At 72.2% G+C, this 15,940-nt stretch carries 15 protein-coding genes; 11 read left to right on the top strand and 4 right to left on the bottom strand.

Annotated elements, in window-relative coordinates:
* Positions 1–96: 96 nt before the first annotated feature.
* Together ABZ818_RS36080 and ABZ818_RS36075 are read left to right on the top strand one after the other, a co-directional pair.
* Positions 97–1,302: an FAD-dependent oxidoreductase gene (locus ABZ818_RS36080; protein ID WP_361424437.1), complete on the top strand. Its 1,206-nt coding sequence runs from the start codon at positions 97–99 to the stop codon at positions 1,300–1,302.
* 94 nt (positions 1,303–1,396) lie between these two features.
* Positions 1,397–2,293, top strand: a complete 897-nt coding sequence (locus ABZ818_RS36075; RefSeq protein ID WP_361424434.1) for an RNA polymerase sigma-70 factor — start codon at positions 1,397–1,399, stop codon at positions 2,291–2,293.
* 113 nt (positions 2,294–2,406) lie between these two features.
* On the opposite strand, the gene rox is transcribed toward ABZ818_RS36075, so the two are convergent.
* Complete coding sequence (gene rox / locus ABZ818_RS36070) at positions 2,407–3,843, bottom strand: rifampin monooxygenase (RefSeq protein WP_361424431.1); 1,437 nt, start codon at positions 3,841–3,843, stop codon at positions 2,407–2,409.
* Positions 3,844–4,213: 370 nt separating this feature from the next.
* On the opposite strand from rox, the gene ABZ818_RS36065 reads away from it, so the two are divergent.
* Positions 4,214–5,974, top strand: a complete 1,761-nt coding sequence (locus ABZ818_RS36065) for an MOSC and FAD-binding oxidoreductase domain-containing protein (RefSeq protein ID WP_361424428.1) — start codon at positions 4,214–4,216, stop codon at positions 5,972–5,974.
* Positions 5,975–6,013: 39 nt separating this feature from the next.
* Here the strand turns inward: ABZ818_RS36065 and ABZ818_RS36060 are convergent, their stop codons facing one another.
* Complete coding sequence (locus ABZ818_RS36060; RefSeq protein ID WP_361424425.1) at positions 6,014–6,268, bottom strand: hypothetical protein; 255 nt, start codon at positions 6,266–6,268, stop codon at positions 6,014–6,016.
* Positions 6,269–6,293: 25 nt separating this feature from the next.
* On the opposite strand from ABZ818_RS36060, the gene ABZ818_RS36055 reads away from it, so the two are divergent.
* The 4 genes from ABZ818_RS36055 (at position 6,294) to ABZ818_RS36040 (ending at position 11,198) form a co-directional block, all read left to right on the top strand.
* Positions 6,294–6,794: an isochorismatase family protein gene (locus tag ABZ818_RS36055; RefSeq protein WP_361424422.1), complete on the top strand. Its 501-nt coding sequence runs from the start codon at positions 6,294–6,296 to the stop codon at positions 6,792–6,794.
* 104 nt (positions 6,795–6,898) lie between these two features.
* A complete protein-coding gene (locus ABZ818_RS36050; protein WP_361424419.1) occupies positions 6,899–8,347 on the top strand; it encodes a hypothetical protein in 1,449 nt (482 codons plus the stop codon).
* Positions 8,348–8,484: 137 nt separating this feature from the next.
* Complete coding sequence (locus ABZ818_RS36045; RefSeq protein WP_361424416.1) at positions 8,485–9,774, top strand: MoxR family ATPase; 1,290 nt, start codon at positions 8,485–8,487, stop codon at positions 9,772–9,774.
* A 143-nt stretch (positions 9,775–9,917) separates the two neighbouring features.
* The gene (locus tag ABZ818_RS36040) at positions 9,918–11,198 is read left to right on the top strand and encodes a VWA-like domain-containing protein (protein WP_361424495.1); all 1,281 of its coding nucleotides are present in this window, start codon (positions 9,918–9,920) and stop codon (positions 11,196–11,198) included.
* Between the two features lie 15 nt (positions 11,199–11,213).
* Here the strand turns inward: ABZ818_RS36040 and ABZ818_RS36035 are convergent, their stop codons facing one another.
* Positions 11,214–12,137 carry a GNAT family N-acetyltransferase gene (locus ABZ818_RS36035; RefSeq protein ID WP_361424492.1) on the bottom strand — a complete coding sequence of 308 codons (924 nt, stop codon included), beginning with the start codon at positions 12,135–12,137 and terminating at the stop codon, positions 11,214–11,216.
* A 305-nt stretch (positions 12,138–12,442) separates the two neighbouring features.
* Positions 12,443–13,354, bottom strand: coding sequence for a transcriptional regulator CynR (cynR, locus tag ABZ818_RS36030; RefSeq protein ID WP_361424413.1), 912 nt, complete (start codon positions 13,352–13,354; stop codon positions 12,443–12,445).
* A gap of 124 nt (positions 13,355–13,478) precedes the next feature.
* Between cynR and ABZ818_RS36025 the strand changes: the two genes are divergently transcribed.
* The 4 genes from ABZ818_RS36025 (at position 13,479) to ABZ818_RS36010 (ending at position 15,859) form a co-directional block, all read left to right on the top strand.
* Complete coding sequence (locus ABZ818_RS36025; RefSeq protein ID WP_361424410.1) at positions 13,479–14,072, top strand: carbonic anhydrase; 594 nt, start codon at positions 13,479–13,481, stop codon at positions 14,070–14,072.
* 113 nt (positions 14,073–14,185) lie between these two features.
* The gene (gene cynS, locus ABZ818_RS36020; RefSeq protein ID WP_361424407.1) at positions 14,186–14,656 is read left to right on the top strand and encodes a cyanase; all 471 of its coding nucleotides are present in this window, start codon (positions 14,186–14,188) and stop codon (positions 14,654–14,656) included.
* Positions 14,657–14,835: 179 nt separating this feature from the next.
* Positions 14,836–15,336, top strand: coding sequence for a nucleoside deaminase (locus ABZ818_RS36015; protein ID WP_361424404.1), 501 nt, complete (start codon positions 14,836–14,838; stop codon positions 15,334–15,336).
* Positions 15,337–15,346: 10 nt separating this feature from the next.
* The gene (locus ABZ818_RS36010) at positions 15,347–15,859 is read left to right on the top strand and encodes a nucleoside deaminase (RefSeq protein WP_361424401.1); all 513 of its coding nucleotides are present in this window, start codon (positions 15,347–15,349) and stop codon (positions 15,857–15,859) included.
* The last annotated feature ends 81 nt before the right edge of the window (positions 15,860–15,940 follow it).

Below are 15,940 nucleotides of genomic sequence, written 5' to 3'. Positions count from 1 at the left end.
GACCCACGTCCGCGATAGTGATCCGCCTCACACGTTGTCACAGCGGCCGACCACGCGGTGTCTTGAGGCCGAACCCCTGAAAACGGAGGAGACACCATGGTGGAGAACACGGACGTCGTCGTGATCGGTGGCGGATACGCCGGCGTCATGGCCGCCAACCGCCTGACGCGGCGCGACGACGTGACGGTGACGCTGATCAACCCGCGCCCGGCTTTCGTCCACCGGATCCGCCTGCACCAGTTGGTGGGCGGGACCGACGACGCCGTCGTCGACTACCGGGACGTCCTGGCCGACGGCGTCCGGCTGGTGGTCGACTCCGCGACACGGATCGACGCGGCCGCGCGCCGCGTGACGCTGGCCACTGGCGGCACGGTCGGCTACGACTACCTGGTCTACGCGGTGGGCAGCGGCAGCGCCGACCCGCGCGTGCCGGGAGCGGCCGAGTTCGCCCACCCGATCGCCACCCTGGAGGAGGCGCAGCGCCTGCGGCCGATCGTCGACGCCGCTCCCGCGACGGCCGCCGTGACGGTCGTCGGAGCGGGTCCCACCGGCATCGAGACCGCCGCCGAGCTGGCGGAGGCCGGACGCACCGTGACCCTGGTCTGCGGTGGGGCGCTCGGCCCGTACCTGCATCCTCGGGGCCGACGCTCGGTGGCCGGGCGGCTGGCGGCGCTGGGGGTGACCGTGCTCGACGGCCCCGGCACGGAGGTGACGGCGGTGACCCGCGATGCCGTACGGCTCGGTGACGGCCGCGAGCTGCCGAGCCGGGTGACCGTCTGGACCGCCGGCTTCGGCGTGCCGGACCTGGCCGCGCGCAGCGGGCTGAGCACCGACGCCCTGGGCCGCCTGCTCACGGACGAGACGCTGACGAGCGTGGACGACGAACGCGTCGTCGCGGCCGGGGACTCGGCCGCACCGTCGGACCTGCCGTTGCGGATGAGCTGCCAGGCAGCGATACCTCTGGGCGCGCGGGCCGCCGACACGGTGCTCAGCCGGATCACGGGCGAGCGGCCCTCGGCCCTCAACCAGGTGTTCGCCGGCCAGTGCATCAGCCTGGGCCGACGCGCCGGCATCTTCCAGTTCGCCCACAGGTACGACGTCGCGCTGTGGTTCCACATCGGCGGTCGCGCCGGCGCGAAGGTCAAGGAGTTCGTGTGCAGGGGCATCGTCAAGCACCTGGCCGGCGAGGCACGCAAGCCCGGTTCGTACGGCCTGCACCGCGTCTCGGGAGGTGCCAAGCGCCAGGAGCTGCTGGAGGTCCGGCGCGACGAGGCACCGGCCACCGGCGCACGGGCAGCCTAGTCAGGCACGCTGGGCACCGGACAAGACCGTGCTGTGCATGCACGCTTGAATGCCCTCGGAGACAGGGCCGTCCGCGAAGGAGAGGGGTCGAGACATGAACGACCACACCACTGATCCGGCGACCGAGGCGTTCATCGCCCACCGCAACCTGCTCTTCACCGTCGCCTACGAGATGCTCGGATCGGCCGCCGACGCCGAGGACGTCCTCCAGGAGACCTGGTTGCGGTGGGTCGAGGTCGACTTGGCGCAGGTGCGCGACCAACGTGCCTACCTGGTACGGATCACCACCCGGCAGTCACTCAACCGGCTGCGCGCGATGAAGCGCCGCAAGGAGGCGTACGTCGGTCCCTGGCTGCCCGAGCCGCTGCTCACCGCGCCGGACGTGGCCCAGGACGTCGAGCTGGCCGAGAGCGTGTCGATGGCGCTGATGCTCGTCCTCGAGACGCTGTCGCCGACGGAGCGCGCCGTCTTCGTACTGCGCGAGGTCTTCGAGGTCGGCTACGACGAGATCGCGGCGGCCGTCGACAAGAGCCCCGCGGCCGTCCGCCAGATCGCGCACCGCGCGCGCCGGCACGTCGACGCCCGCCGCCCGCGCAAGGTGGTCTCCCCCAGCGAGACCCGGGCGGCCCTGGAGTCGTTCCAGCGCGCGTTCGAGACCGGGGACCTTCAGGGCCTCCTCGACGTGCTCGCGCCCGAGGTCGTCCTGATGAGTGACGGCGGTGGCGTCAAGCAGGCCGCGCTGCGGCCGATCGTCGGCGCCGAGAAGGTGGTCCGCATGTTCGTCGGCAGCGCCGGCAAGGTCCGGGGCAAGCTCACCATCGACCCCACGCTGGTCAACGGCGGCCCGGCGCTCTTCGTGCGCCTGGACGGCGAGATCGACGGCATCATGGCGGCCCGTGTCGAGGACGCCCGCATCACCGGCCTCTACTACGTCCGCAACCCGGAGAAGCTGTCCCGCGTCGAGTCCGAGACCCCGCTCACCCTGCGCTGAAGACCGGTGGCGCGACAGCCACGCCCGGCCAGGTGGCATCGGGCGGGGGGACAACCACTCGGGCGTCGTCCCCCCGCCTCCAGGATCAGTGCGATCGGGTCGGCGCGCGCCGCTCAACTGGCGGCCGCCCCGAACCACTTGGGCAGCCGGCTGAGCAGATCCTGCTGATCCTCACCGACCCACGCCACATGGCCGTCCGGCCGCACCAGTACCGCGGGCGCGTCCAACTCCTCGCTGACGTCCACGACGTGATCGACCCGGTCCGCCCAACCGGCCACCGAAAGGCGGCCGGTTGGGTCGAGCAGCAGCCCGCGTCCACCGTGCATCAACTCGTAGAGGCGCCCCCGCTTCAGCCGCACGTCCCGCAGCCGCCGGCCGAGCAGCTCGTGACCCTCGCCGAAGTCGTAGCGGACCTCGACCGCGGTGATGATCCCGGTCACGTACCGGTTCACCTCCTCGAAGTCCATCAGCTTCGAGAACAGCTCCCGCAGCGCGGTCGCACCCGGATCGGTCCCCAGCAGCGTGATCTGCGCGCGGGTGTTGTCCAGCACCCGGGCGCCCACCGGGTGCCGTTCGGCGTGGTAGCTGTCCAACAACCCTTCCGGTGCCCAGCCGTTGACCTCGGCGGCCAGCTTCCAGCCCAGGTTGAACGCGTCCTGCACGCCGAGGTTGAGCCCCTGCCCGCCGGTCGGCGGATGGATGTGCGCCGCGTCGCCGGCCAGCAGGACCCGGCCCACCCGGTAGCGCTCGGCCTGCCGGGTGGCGTCGCCGAACCGCGACAGCCAGCGCGGCGAGTGCGCCCCGAAGTCGGTGCCCGCGACAGCCCGTAGCTGCTTCCTGAACTCCTCGAGGGTCGGCGCGGTCGCACGGTCCTCAGCCACGCCGTCGGCGGGCACGACGATGCGGTACACCCCCTTGTTCCCGTCCACGTCGGGGATGGCACCGAACCGCAGCTGGGTCTTGCGGACCTCCGCGACGACGGCGGCGACCGTCGCCGGATCCTCGGTCACCTCCATGTCGCCCAGCAGGGTCTCGACCTTGGCGGGTTCACCCGGGAAGCCGACGCCGAGGAGCTTGCGCACGGTGCTGCGGCCGCCGTCGCAGCCGACGAGGTAGCGCGAGCGCAGGTGAGTGCCGTCGGCCAGTTCGACGGTCACCCCGTCCTCGTCCTGGCTCAGTCCGGCCACTTCGCGTCCGCGCCGGATCTCGGCACCGAGTTCGAGGGCGCGCTCGTCGAGCAGCCGCTCGGTGACCGGCTGCGGGGTGGCGAGGCCGTACGGGTGTGCCGTGTCCAGCCGGTCCGGCCACGGCTTGTGGATGCCGCCGAAGAAACCGCCGGCCTGGAACTTCTCACTGACCGCGAGGAACCGGTCCAGCAGACCACGCTGGTCCATCATCTCGACACTGCGCGTGTGCAGGCCACGCCCGCGGGACTGCCCGGTCGGCTCGGTCAACTTCTCCAGCACGACCACGTGCACGCCGTGCAGCCGCAACTCGCCGGCCAGCATCAAGCCGGTGGGTCCGCCGCCGGCCACGATCACGTCAATCATCAATACGCCCGTTCAAGGAGATGGGATTCCACCAGTCGGCCGCCCCGCGCGGTCCGGCGGCACGCACACCCGCATATCGGCAAAGCGCCCGCACTTCGCGAATTACCCGTTTCCGCAGGTTCCGGCTTCGGGTGGAGATTCTGCGGCACGACCCGGGTCTTGCCGCAAGGCCCCTGGTGCGCTATAGGTTGAGAGTGGCAAGGAGCGGGTGCTCCTTGCCTTTGTCTTTGGCTGTGTCCTTTGGCCGTCCACCGCGGACGAACGCGCCTCCTGCCGGCCCAAGAACTAGGATCGATCCCAGCGCACAGATCACAGCGCCATGAGGGGCCGCTCCGGCTGCCCCGGCCGACCACCCCGCAGGAGGTCCGCGATGGCGACGCTGCTGTCAGTCAACGTGGGGATGCCCACCGACGTCTCATGGCAGGGAAGGACCGTCCACACCGGAGCCTGGAAGACCCCCGTCCAGGGTCCCCGCATGGTCCGGCGGCTCAACGTCGACGGAGACGGCCAAGGAGATCTGGCCGGGCACGGCGGCGAGATTCGCGCCGTCCTCGTCTACCAGTCGGAGTCCTACCGTTACTGGCGAAAGCAGCTCGGGCGCGACGACCTGGACTTCGGGATGTTCGGGGAGAACTTCACCGTCGACGGACTGCCCGACGACGAAGTGCGCATCGGCGACCGGTACCGTATCGGCGAGGCCGAATTCGAGGTCACCCAGCCCCGCGTCACCTGCTACCGCGTCGGCATGCGCCTCGGCGAACCCACCATGGCGTCCCTGCTGGTCGCCCACCACCGCCCCGGCTTCTACCTGCGCGTGCTCGCCGAGGGGCACGTCCAGGCCGGCGACGAGATCACCCTCACCCGCAAGGGGCCCGAGGAACTCAGCGTCGCCGACACCGACGCGCTGCTCTACCTCCCCGACCGCGACCCCGCGAAGCTGCGCAAAGCGCTGAACATCCCCGCCCTCAGCCCCGGATGGCAGCAGTCCTTCCGCGAACTCGCCGCCGCCCAGCAGCCCACACAGGAACCCGGATGGCCGGGCGAACGCGCGAGCACCCGGCAGTCCAGGGAAGAGCCGGGGTGGCCGGGCTTCAGGGCCATGCGCGTCGCCCGCATCGTCCCCGAGACCCCCGACGTCTCGTCGGTCTACCTCGACAGCGCCGACGGCACGCCCCTGCCCGAGGCCCGCCCCGGCCAGTACCTCTCCATCCGGCTCGCCGTCGGCGACACCGTCCCCACGGTGCGCAGCTACTCCCTGTCCTCCGCGCCCACCGCCCACACCTACCGCATCAGCGTCAAGCACGAATCGTGCGGGAAGGTCAGCGGCTACATCCATGCCACGCTGCGCCCCGGGGACCTCGTGGACATCGCAAGCCCCCGAGGAACGTTCGTACTCGAAGCAGGCACCCGCCCGATCGCCCTCATCTCCGCGGGGATCGGCGCCACTCCCGTGCTCGCCATGCTTCACCGGCTGGCCGACGCACGAGACCCGCGCCCCGTCTGGTGGATCCACACCGCGCACGACCGCGCCCACCATGCGTTCGCGGACGAGGCCCACGCCCTCCTGACACAACTCCCCGACGCCCACGAGCACATCTACTACACCTCCGAAGCCCCGCCCCCGGGCGAGCACCACATCACCCGGGGCCGCCCGACCGCCCCGGCGCTCACGGCCCTGGGCATCCCCGCCGACGCGGACGCCTACCTCTGCGGGCCTACCGCCTTCATGGAGGACCTCGGCGGTTACCTGCGCGATCACGGTCTGCGCGCCGAGCGGATCCACACGGAACAGTTCAGTGCCCTTCCCGCCATCAACCCCGGCGTCACGCCCACCGCCGCCGTCCGGCCGCACCAGCCGCCGGGCCCCAGGGGCACCGGACCCCTCATCACCTTCGCCCGCAGCGGCATCAGCACCCCGTGGTCACCGGCCCACGCCTCACTGCTCGACCTCGCCGAAGCCTGCGACATCCCCACCCGCTGGTCCTGTCGCACCGGCGTCTGCCACACCTGCGTCACCCACCTCATGGCGGGCGACGTCACCTACACCACCCCGCCCCTCGAACTCCCCGAAGCCGGCACCGTCCTCGTCTGTTGCAGCCGACCGGCCGACGAAGTCGTCCTCGACCTCTAGTCGCATCTGGCGTCGTGTCTCTCCACGGCGCAGCCCGCCTCAGTCGCCCTGGCGTCGTCCCGGCGACTGATCGTCGTGCTGGGCTTCGGCCTGCAGGTCGGCCACGCGTTGGAGAGCCGCTTTGAAAGCGGCGTACTCCCGTCCGCCCAGAGCCTTCGCGTGGCGTTCCTCGATCGTGCGCATGATGGAGGCGGCTGCCTCCATCTGGAGCAGGCCGCGTTCGGTGGGGCAGATCAGCTTGGCCCGGCGGTCCGCGGGGTCGGGTCTGCGTTCGCCGTCGGGCGTCCGGGACATCCCCGTCGGAGAACTGAAGCACAACGTGGTGGCGCTGGCACGGGCGGCGACCGTGCTGGGCATGCCGCTGGTCGTCACCACCACCGCGGCCGACAGCATGTGGGGGCCGACCACCCCCGAGCTGGTCCAGGCACTGCCGGCCGGACAGAAGATCATCGACCGCAGCACGGTCAACGTCTGGCACGACGACCGCGTGCGCGGCGCCATCGAGGCCACCGGGCGGCAGAAGCTGATCTTCGCCGGGGTGTCGCTCGAGGTGTGCGCGGCGCTGCCCGCGCTCTCCGCGACAGCGGCCGGGCACGACGCGTACGTCGCCGTGGACGCCTCCGGCACCTTCAGCCAGGCCCAGAGGGAGACCGGTCTGCTGCGTATGCACCAGGCCTGCGTCGTCGTCAGCGACTACGCCACCCTCATGGTCGAGGCCCTGGCCGACAACGCCTCCCCCGAGGCAGGCGCCCTCTACGCCGCCCTCGACATGCCCTTCGCCGTCCTGGTCGGCCAGATCTCCACGGCCTGTCGAGCCTAGAGCTCCACGTCGCCACCACCGAGAGAAGCAGTGTCCTATGATGCTCGGGTGATGAACCTCTCCTCGTACGGAATGGGGGAATCGTTCGCGCAAGGTGAGTGCTGATGGCACATCACCTCGCGAACGAGATTCCGACCCGCCTGTTGATGTGGCAGCGCGTGCGTGAGTACGCCGTGCCACCGTCCATGATCGAGACCGCGACCGCACGGCGTGCGGTCGGTGACTGGGCGGGGGCCTGCGCCACCGCCCGAGTCGACGTCGATTTCGATCTGCGCGCCGTGCGCGACCGCCACGGCACCGATCTCGTCACCCGTCTCCGCGCGGATCTGCGTCGGCTGGCGCCTGATCTGCTCCGCTGGCACATGCCCCGGATCGCCCCCGACGGGCGGCTGCGGCCCGGCCTCACCATCTCCCTCGCGCATTACCGGAGTTCCGGCCCCACGCCACTGCAACTGGTGGTGCGGACACCGCCGGCCTGGGCGGACGCCGGACAGTGGATGTCCCTGGCCCTGTGGGAGGGGTCCGGGAACGAAACCCCCGGGCAGCACCTTCCGCACCCGCACCCGCACCCCGACCGGCGTTTCCGGCTCGACCTGCACCGGCATCTCTGGGACTCCGGGCGGAGTGGGGAACTGGCACGGCGGTGCGGCGCATCCTCCATGGCGCCGCCCGACCTGCCCACCGTCCACGATTCCCCGTGGGCGGAGGCGAGTTGGGCTGCCGACGCGGAGTTGCTGTTGCGGGCCGAAGGGCGCCGTCGCGGGACCTTCACCGTGCGGCTCGGTGCGCGGAGCCGCACCGTGCTCGAACTCGCCGCCCCCGACGACAGCCACGCCCCGACGTTCCGGCCACTGCGGGAGGCGCTGCCGCCGCAGGAGGTCGCGGCGCTTCCGGTGCTGCCGGAGGCGGCGGCCCGGGTCCTTCCAGATCTGGAGCTGCTGCGCGCCGGGCTGGTCGCGCCCGAGCGACTGCATCCGCTCGTCGCCGCGGCACTGGCGGCGTGCGGCTCGGCTCCGGTGGCCGGTCCAGGCCCCGAGCCCGCCGATCCGCACCGGGTGGAATGCCGCGGTGAGGTCCACCGGATCGCACTGCGGGACGGGGTGCTGACGGCGATCGACCACGAACCGGACCAACTGCGCCGGGAGGAGCTGCTGGTGGCGCTCGGCGGGCCTGCGCTGCCGTGCCTGCGGGCGATCGACGCGGTGCACCGCAGTCCGGAGGCACTGCCGGCGGTCCGGGAACGGCTCGGCCACGGTGACGTCGCCGGGGCGCTGGCCGTGGTCGAGGGGCTGCTCGGTCCCGCCGCGGTCCTGCGCGACGGGCCGCTCCGGGAGGAACTGGAGTCGGCCGCGGCCCGCCGCATCGACCACGGGCTCTTCCGCTCGGGGCTCTTCACCGGGTACCCCGGTGCCGGTGCGGTGGGGGACGAGAACGCCTCGGGCGCGGGTCGCGCGGAGGCAGGCCACCGCCCCCGGCTCGACCGTCGTACGCCTCCCGCCGTGCGCCACAAGCGGACCAGCCGGGCCCGGCCCCGCACAGGCCTGGCCCGCTGACCCACCGCACCAGCGCAACCGCCTGCACCGGCGAAGTCCCTTTCCTCAACCGTGCGTTGCTCGCGCACGCGCCAAGACACCACGACATCTCCGGGGACGGGCCGTCCCGTTCCCCTATCCCACCCCAGGTGATGCCCATGACGTCCAGCACTCTTCTGCCCACATCCGCACCCGCCGCCAACGCCGGCGATTCCGGAACCTTCACCCAACTCACCCTTGCCAACGACCTCTTGACCCTCCTGCGATCGACCACCACCGAACCGCGCCCCGACGAGCAGCTCGAAGCGCTCACCCTGGCCGTCTCGGCCGACCTGCCCGTGCTGCTCTGGGGCGAGCCGGGCATCGGCAAGACCGCGGCCCTGACCCAACTCGCCACCTCCCTCGACCTGCCGCTGACCACCGTGATCGCGAGCGTCCACGAGCCGTCCGACTTCTCCGGGCTGCCCATCGTGGGCGACGATCCGGCGGTGCAGGGGGTGCCCATGGCACCGCCGCAGTGGGCCGTCGAACTCGTGCGGGCCGGGCGGGGGTTGCTCTTCCTGGACGAACTCTCCACCGCCACCCCGGCGGTCCAGGCCGCACTGCTGCGGGTCGTCCTGGAGCGGAGGGTCGGTGCGCTGCAACTGCCGCCGGGCGTACGGATCGTGGCCGCCGCCAATCCGCGCGCGTCGGCGGCGGACGGGTGGGAGCTGAGCCCGCCGCTGGCCAACCGGTTCGTGCATCTGCACTGGGTGCACGACCGGGACGTGGTGGTGCGCGGGCTGGGCGGGGTCTGGCCCCGGGCGGAGCTGCCCCGGCTGGTGCCGGAGCGGCTGCCGGAGGCGGTGGCCTTCGCCCGGCATGCGGTCTGCGGCTTCCTGGAAGCCCGGCCGACGCTGATCCACCGGCCGCCGAGCACCGAGACGGGGCGCGGCGGTGCCTGGCCCTCGCCCCGGAGCTGGGAGGCCGCGTTGACCCTGCTGGCCTTCGGTACAGCGGCCTCCGTCTCCCGGGAGGTGCTGGCGCTGCTGGTGCGGGGCGCGGTGGGCGACGGACCCGGGCTCGAACTTCTCGCCCATCTGGACCGGATGGACCTGCCGGACCCGGAGTCGCTCCTGGCCGATCCGCCCTCCGCCGAGCTGCCGGTGCGGGGCGATCTGCGTCAGGCGGCGCTGGAGGCGGTGGTGGCCGCCGTCGGGGCGCGGCCGGAGCGGGAGCGGTGGGAGGCGGGCTGGGCGGTGCTGGTACGGGCGCTGGAGACCGGCGCCCCGGACCTGCTGGTCGCCCCGGCGACGACACTGGCCGCGCTGCGGCGCGACGACTGGGAGGTACCGGAGGCCGTGGAGCGGCTGGCCGGGGTGGTCGGTCTCGCCCGGCGGGCGGACCGGTCGGTGGGACGGACCGCGGCGTCGGCCGACGCCGGGCGTGCGGCGGGGGCGAGCCGATGACGGGGGCCGTGAAGCGCCCGGCACCGCGCCCACTGCCGCGCCCGGTGACCCGGCCCGCGCCGCCGCGCCCCGTACAAGCCACCGTGCCGGAGCCGCCGGCCGGCATCGGCGGTCGGGCCGGCCGGCCCGGACTCCCGCTGGACATGGAGAAGTTGCTGGCCGCCCGGCTGCACGCGGTGACGGTCCGCCCCTACCTGGCCGCCGCGCTCTTCGCGCTGCACGTGGTGGAGGACCGGTCGGTGCCGACGATGGCGGTGGACGCGCACTGGCGCTGCTACGTCTCCCCCGGCTTCGTGGCGCGCACCCCGGTGGAGGAGCTGGCGGGCGTCTGGGTGCACGAGGTCTCCCATCTGCTGCGGGACCACCACGGGCGGGGCGAGCGGTTTGCGCGGGAGCACGAGGAGCACGGGCCGGGCGAGCGAAGCGGGATGGGGGTCCCCGCGGCCGAAGGCTGGGGGAGGCTGCGGCGGAACATCGCCGCCGACTTCGAGATCAACGACGACATCTACGGTGACGGTCTGCCCCTGCCCACCGGTGCGGTGCTGCCGTCGCTGCTGCGGCTGCCCGACGGGCTGCTGATGGAGGAATACCTGCGGACGGCGTCGATGTCCGGGCTCACCGCGGACCTCGCCTGGCTGGACTGCGGCGGTGGCGCCGACGGGCAGGACCGGCCATGGGAGCTGGGACCCGACGGGGCGCACGGACTGAGCAGGCAGCAGCGGGACGCGGTCCGCTTCCGGGTCGCGGAGGGGATCAAGGGCCGGCCCGGCAACGCGCCGGACGGGTGGCGCCGGTGGGCGGACGAGGCGTTCCATCCGCCGCAGCCGTGGCGGCAGTTGCTGGGGGCGGCGGTCCGCTCGGCGGCGGGTGCGCCGGGGGTGGGCGAGAACCACAGCTACCGGCGTCCGTCCCGGCGCTCGGCCACTGTCCCCGGGGTGCTGCTGCCGAGCCTGCGCCGTACGCCGCCCCGGGTCTGCGTCGTGATCGACACCTCCGGGTCGGTGAGCGACGCCGAGTTGGGCAGTGCGCTGCTGGAGGTGGCGGCGATCTCACGGGCGGTGGGCGGACGGCGCGATCTGGTCTCGGTGATCTCCTGCGACGCGGCGGCGGGGATCGCCGTCCCGCTCTGCCGTGCCGAGAACATGGAACTGATCGGTGGCGGGGGAACGGATCTGCGCTCCGGTTTCGCCCGGGCGCTGCGCTCCCGGCCCCGCCCGGACGTGATCGTCGCCCTGACGGACGGCCAGACGCCGTGGCCCTCCGCGCAGCCGCCATGCCGCACCGTCGTAGGTCTCTTCCTCCGCCCCGCCCGCGCCGTGGACGAGGAGAGTCCCGCCTACGTCCCGGACTCCCCGCCGCGTTGGGCGCATGTCGTCACCATCGGCCGAGCGAGCGGGACGAGTCGGGCGGGGGCACCCTCGTAGGTGCCCCCGCCTCGGTCAGCTCCAGGTCATGTTGATCTCGCGTTCGAAATTGACGTAGCCGCCGCGGTGGAAGGCGTGCGCCATGGGGGTGTTGCCGAGGTCCGTGGACGCTCGGATGCGGGGGACGTCCTGCTCGGCGAGCACACGGGTGCCCTCGGCGAGGATGTCGTCGATGTACCCCTTGCCACGATGGGCGGGCAGGACCGCGATGTAGGCGATGATGGGGTTGTAGCCGTTGTGGGCCGGGATGACGAATCCCACCGGCTCTCCGTGGGGCAGGGTCGCGACGCGCCACCAGTCCCGCGGGCTGGTGTAGCGGGCGAGTTCGCCCTCGTAGTGCTTGACGGCCGCTTCGTGGGTGGACATCCGGGTCAGGTCGTCCCGGCCGTGTGCGTCCAGCGTCCCGTCCAGGACCGAGGTCATCAGGGCAACGAGTTCCCCGGCGTCGTGGACGGGTCGGAACTCGAGGCGCCCGCCGGGCTCGGGAACGGGCGATTCGGGACGCCATTCCAGACGCAGTCGTTCGACGAAGAGCCGCGCGCCGGTGCGTTCCAGCACCGTCATGCGCTCCTCGACGACTTGCCTGGTCACCGTGTTCTCACGCCAGTCCGGCGGGATGAAGCGGCTGTACTCGGGGGGACGCGCCCCGTTCGGGAGGATGGCCGCCATGGCGGTGCGCAGCAGTCGCACCCCGGTGTCCACACGATCGGGGCCCGGGATGCCGTCGTCGAGGTCGAGGACGTCCAGGATGAGTGGTGCGTCGCCGCCTGGCCGGCTCCACCAGGCCGCCCTGGCCAGCAGGCGGTCGCCGTGCATGGCGACCCACATCCATTCCGGACGTCGGCGGCCGGCGGCGAGGTCCTCCGCCAGTTCCTCGTTGAGGCTGTAGGGCAGTCGGCGGAAGAGGTCGAGTTCTTCGCGTCCGGTGATCGGACGCATGGTCAGGTCGTTCTGAATCACGGTCAAGGCACGCTCCGGTGAAAGCGCCCGTCCGCTCCGGGGTCAGAGATGGCCGGCACCCCGGGAGGACTCGAGCGCGGTGATCATGGCGATCATGGACTTGTCCCTCCTTTCGCTGTCGCGGTCCCCCACCCTCGTGGTGGGGGGTCGACTGTAGCGTGCAACCGCGCCTCGACTCACCTCACTTGTTTCGCCCGCAGCACCCGCCACAGCACCCGGGCCTGGACGAGTCCCCCTGCCGTCAGGAGCAGCAGGTAGGCCCTCAGGTCGCCCGGCCCCGGACGTCACTCCGGGGCGTCGGTGTAGCCGCGGGCCCGGACGAAGTCCCGGGTGAGGCGGATGAAGGCGCGGGCAGCGGCACTCTGGTAGCTGCTGCCGCGCCGCAGCAGCGTGACGGTGCGTGCGGGCAGGGCCGGTTCGAGGGGGACGGGGCGCAGGTGCGGGTGATCGTGGGTGATGGCGTCGGGAAGCACGGTGGCGATCGGGGTGCGCCGCACGATCTCGACGAGGGCTTGGACGGAGTTGGCCTCCACCGCGATGCGGGGCTGCACCTTGTGGGTCGCGAAGTGGGCGTCGATATGGCTCCGGGTGGCGAAGTCGCCATTCAGCAGCGCGAGTTGCCGATTGCTCAGTTCGTCCACCGGTAGCGGCCGGGACGGGCCCGCCTCGGGGTCGACGGCGCCGGTGACGAGGCTCAGGGTCTCGGTGAACAGGGTCTGCGCCACGACGCCGGGAAGGTGGGAGCCGGAGAAGGCGATGCCGAGGTCGAGGTCGTCGGCGAGCAGGGCCGACTCGATGCGGTCCTGGGTCATCTCCTTGACGTCCAGGGTGATGCCGGGATGGCGGGCGTGCATGTCGGCGACCAGGGGGCCCACCAGATAGGAGGTGAACGTCGGCGTCGCGGCCAGGCGCAGGTGGCCGCGGGTCAGGTCCTGGACGTCCTGGACGGCGCGCTGGGCGGCCTCCAGGTCCCGCAGGGCGCGGCGGGCGTGGCGCGCGTACGTCTCGCCCGCGTCGGTGAGTCGCACGCTGCGGCCGGTGCGGTCGAGGAGCGGCACCCCCACGGTCCGCTCCAGTTGCCGGACCTGCTGGGACAGCGTGGGCTGGGAGATGCGCAGGTCTTCGGCAGCACGGGTGAAGCTGCCGTGCTCGGCCACGGCGAGCAGGTAGCGCAGATGACGCAGTTCCAGTGCCATGGGAACGATTATAGATGCGACCAATGGGAGACATGGGTACTGCGTCTTGGACTCTATAGGCCCAGGTCATGCATGGTGGATTCATCGAGTCCGGCAGGCCGGAACCCATCGAAGGGAGTGACTCATGCGCGACCTCGCCCAGGGCGTCACGCGTTTCCAGCGGGACGTCCACCCCACCAAGGCGGACCTGTTCGCCCACCTCGCCGAGAACCACACGCCGCACACGCTGTTCATCGGCTGCTCCGACGCCCGCGTCGTCCCGGAGCTGATCACGGCCAGCGAACCGGGCGAGCTGTTCGTCGTCCGCACCGCGGGCAACCTCGTCCCGTCCCACGCGCCCGGCCCCGACGCCGTGGCGGCGACCATCGAGTACGCCGTGGCGGTCCTCGGCGTGTCCGACATCGTGGTGTGCGGGCACTCCGGCTGCGGCGCCATGACGGCCCTGGCCGAGGCCCACGACCTGCGAGGGGTGCCGGCGGTCGCCCAGTGGCTGCGGCACGCGGACGCCTCCCGCGCCCGTACCGCCCCCTGCGGGGACGTCGCCGCTCTGGTGCGCCAGAACGTGCTCGCCCAGTTGGCGAACCTGGTCACCCACCCCTCGGTCGCCCGCGGTCTGGCCGAAGGCGCCCTCACCCTGCACGGCTGGGTCTACGACATCGCCACCGGAGGCGTCGAGAACGTCGGCGCCGAAGCGCGGGCGACCGCGTCCGCGGCCTGACCACGGTCCGGCCCCACGGCCCACGGCCCCCCATCGTCCCGGCCCTGCCACCTCGCAGGGGACCGGGTGTCCCCCCCATGAACCCCGATCCTGAACCCTGAAAGGAACCCCCCATGCCGCACGCCCAGTTCGACCCCACCGCCCGGCAGGCCCTCGCCATCACCGCCGTCGAGGCCAAGATCCGCAAGGACCTCACCTGGCAGCAGATCGCGGACGCGGCCGGCCTGTCGGTGGCCTTCACCACCGCCGCCGTGCTCGGCCAGCACGCCCTGCCCGAGGAGGCCGCCCAGGCCGTCGGCGAGCTGCTCGGCCTGGACGCCGACGCGGTCGCGCTGCTCCAGACGATCCCGACCCGGGGGTCGATCCCCGGTGGCATCCCGACCGACCCGACCATCTACCGCTTCTACGAGATGCTCCAGGTGTACGGCACCACGCTCAAGGCCCTGGTGCACGAGCAGTTCGGTGACGGCATCATCTCCGCGATCAACTTCAAGCTGGACGTGAAGAAGGTCGCCGACCCCGAGGGCGGCGAGCGCGCGGTGATCACCCTGGACGGCAAGTACCTGCCCACCAAGCCCTTCTGATCCGCCCCGATCGGACCGGCTCCGGGGCGGTGCGGGCTCGCCCGGCCGCCCCGGCTTCCTCCTCATGTCCTTCAAGCCATCCAGCGGCTCACCCATGACAGCCATACCCCGGGCCCCTGGGCCTCACCGATCTTACGAATGACCAGTTCAGACCCACATCAATAGATAGGACACCCTTGATGGACTTCGCGCAGCGCACCATCGACATCGCCCGCCGCAACGTCGCCGAGGGCGGCCGCCCGTTCGCGACCGTCATCGTCAAGGACGGCGAGATCCTGGCCGAGAGCCCGAACCGGGTCGCCCAGACCAACGACCCCACGGCGCACGCCGAGATCCTCGCCATCCGCGAGGCGTGCACCAAGCTGGGCACCGAGCACCTCGTCGGCGCCACGATCTACGTGCTCGCCCAGCCGTGCCCGATGTGCCTGGGGTCCCTGTACTACTGCTCACCGGACGAAGTGGTCTTCCTCACCACCCGGGACGCCTACGAGCCGCACTACGTGGACGACCGCAAGTACTTCGAACTGGACAACTTCTACGAGGAGTTCGCCAAGAACTGGGACGAGCGCCGGCTGCCGATGCGCTACGAGCCGCGCGACGCCGCGGTCGAGGTCTACCAGCTCTGGCAGGAGCACAACGGCGGCGAGCGCCGTGTCCCCGGCGCTCCCACCGCCGCCTGAGGGAGCAGCCATGACCCTCATCGAACCGAACGCCGCCGAGCTGCGGCATCTGGAGCGCGCGGTCGAGCTGGCCGCCGAGGCGGTGCGGGCCGGGGACGAGCCGTTCGGCTCGGTCCTGGTCGGTGCCGACGGGCAGGTCCTGGCGGAGGACCGCAACCGGGTGCACAGTCTGGACGACAACACCCGGCACCCGGAGTTCGAGCTGGTCCGCTGGGCCACCGCCCATCTCACCGAGCGGCAGCGGGCAGAGGCCACCGTCTTCACCTCCGGGGAGCACTGCCCCATGTGCGCGGCCGCCCACGGCTGGGCCGGCCTCGGCCGGATCGTCTACGCCCACTCCGCCGCCCAGTTGACCGACTGGCTGGCCGAACTGGGCGTGCCGCCCTCCCCGGTGCGCTGCCTGCCGATCCAGGACGTGGTACCCGGCCTGACGGTGCAGGGCCCGGTTCCGGCCCTGACCGACCGCCTGCGCGCACTGCACCGCGACTTCCGCGTCGGCCGGCCGGGCACGGCCGCCTCCTGACAGCGGGGCGGGAGGGCGCGGCCGGGGTGTCGACGCCTGGCGCGCGTCCGGTCACCGCGCCCGCACCGCGACGACCGCGGT

Source organism: Streptomyces sp. NPDC047453 (assembly GCF_040643155.1).
Lineage (GTDB): Bacteria > Actinomycetota > Actinomycetes > Streptomycetales > Streptomycetaceae > Streptomyces.
Note: the sequence above shows the minus strand (reverse complement) of the source record. Positions and strands in the feature narration are given on the sequence as shown.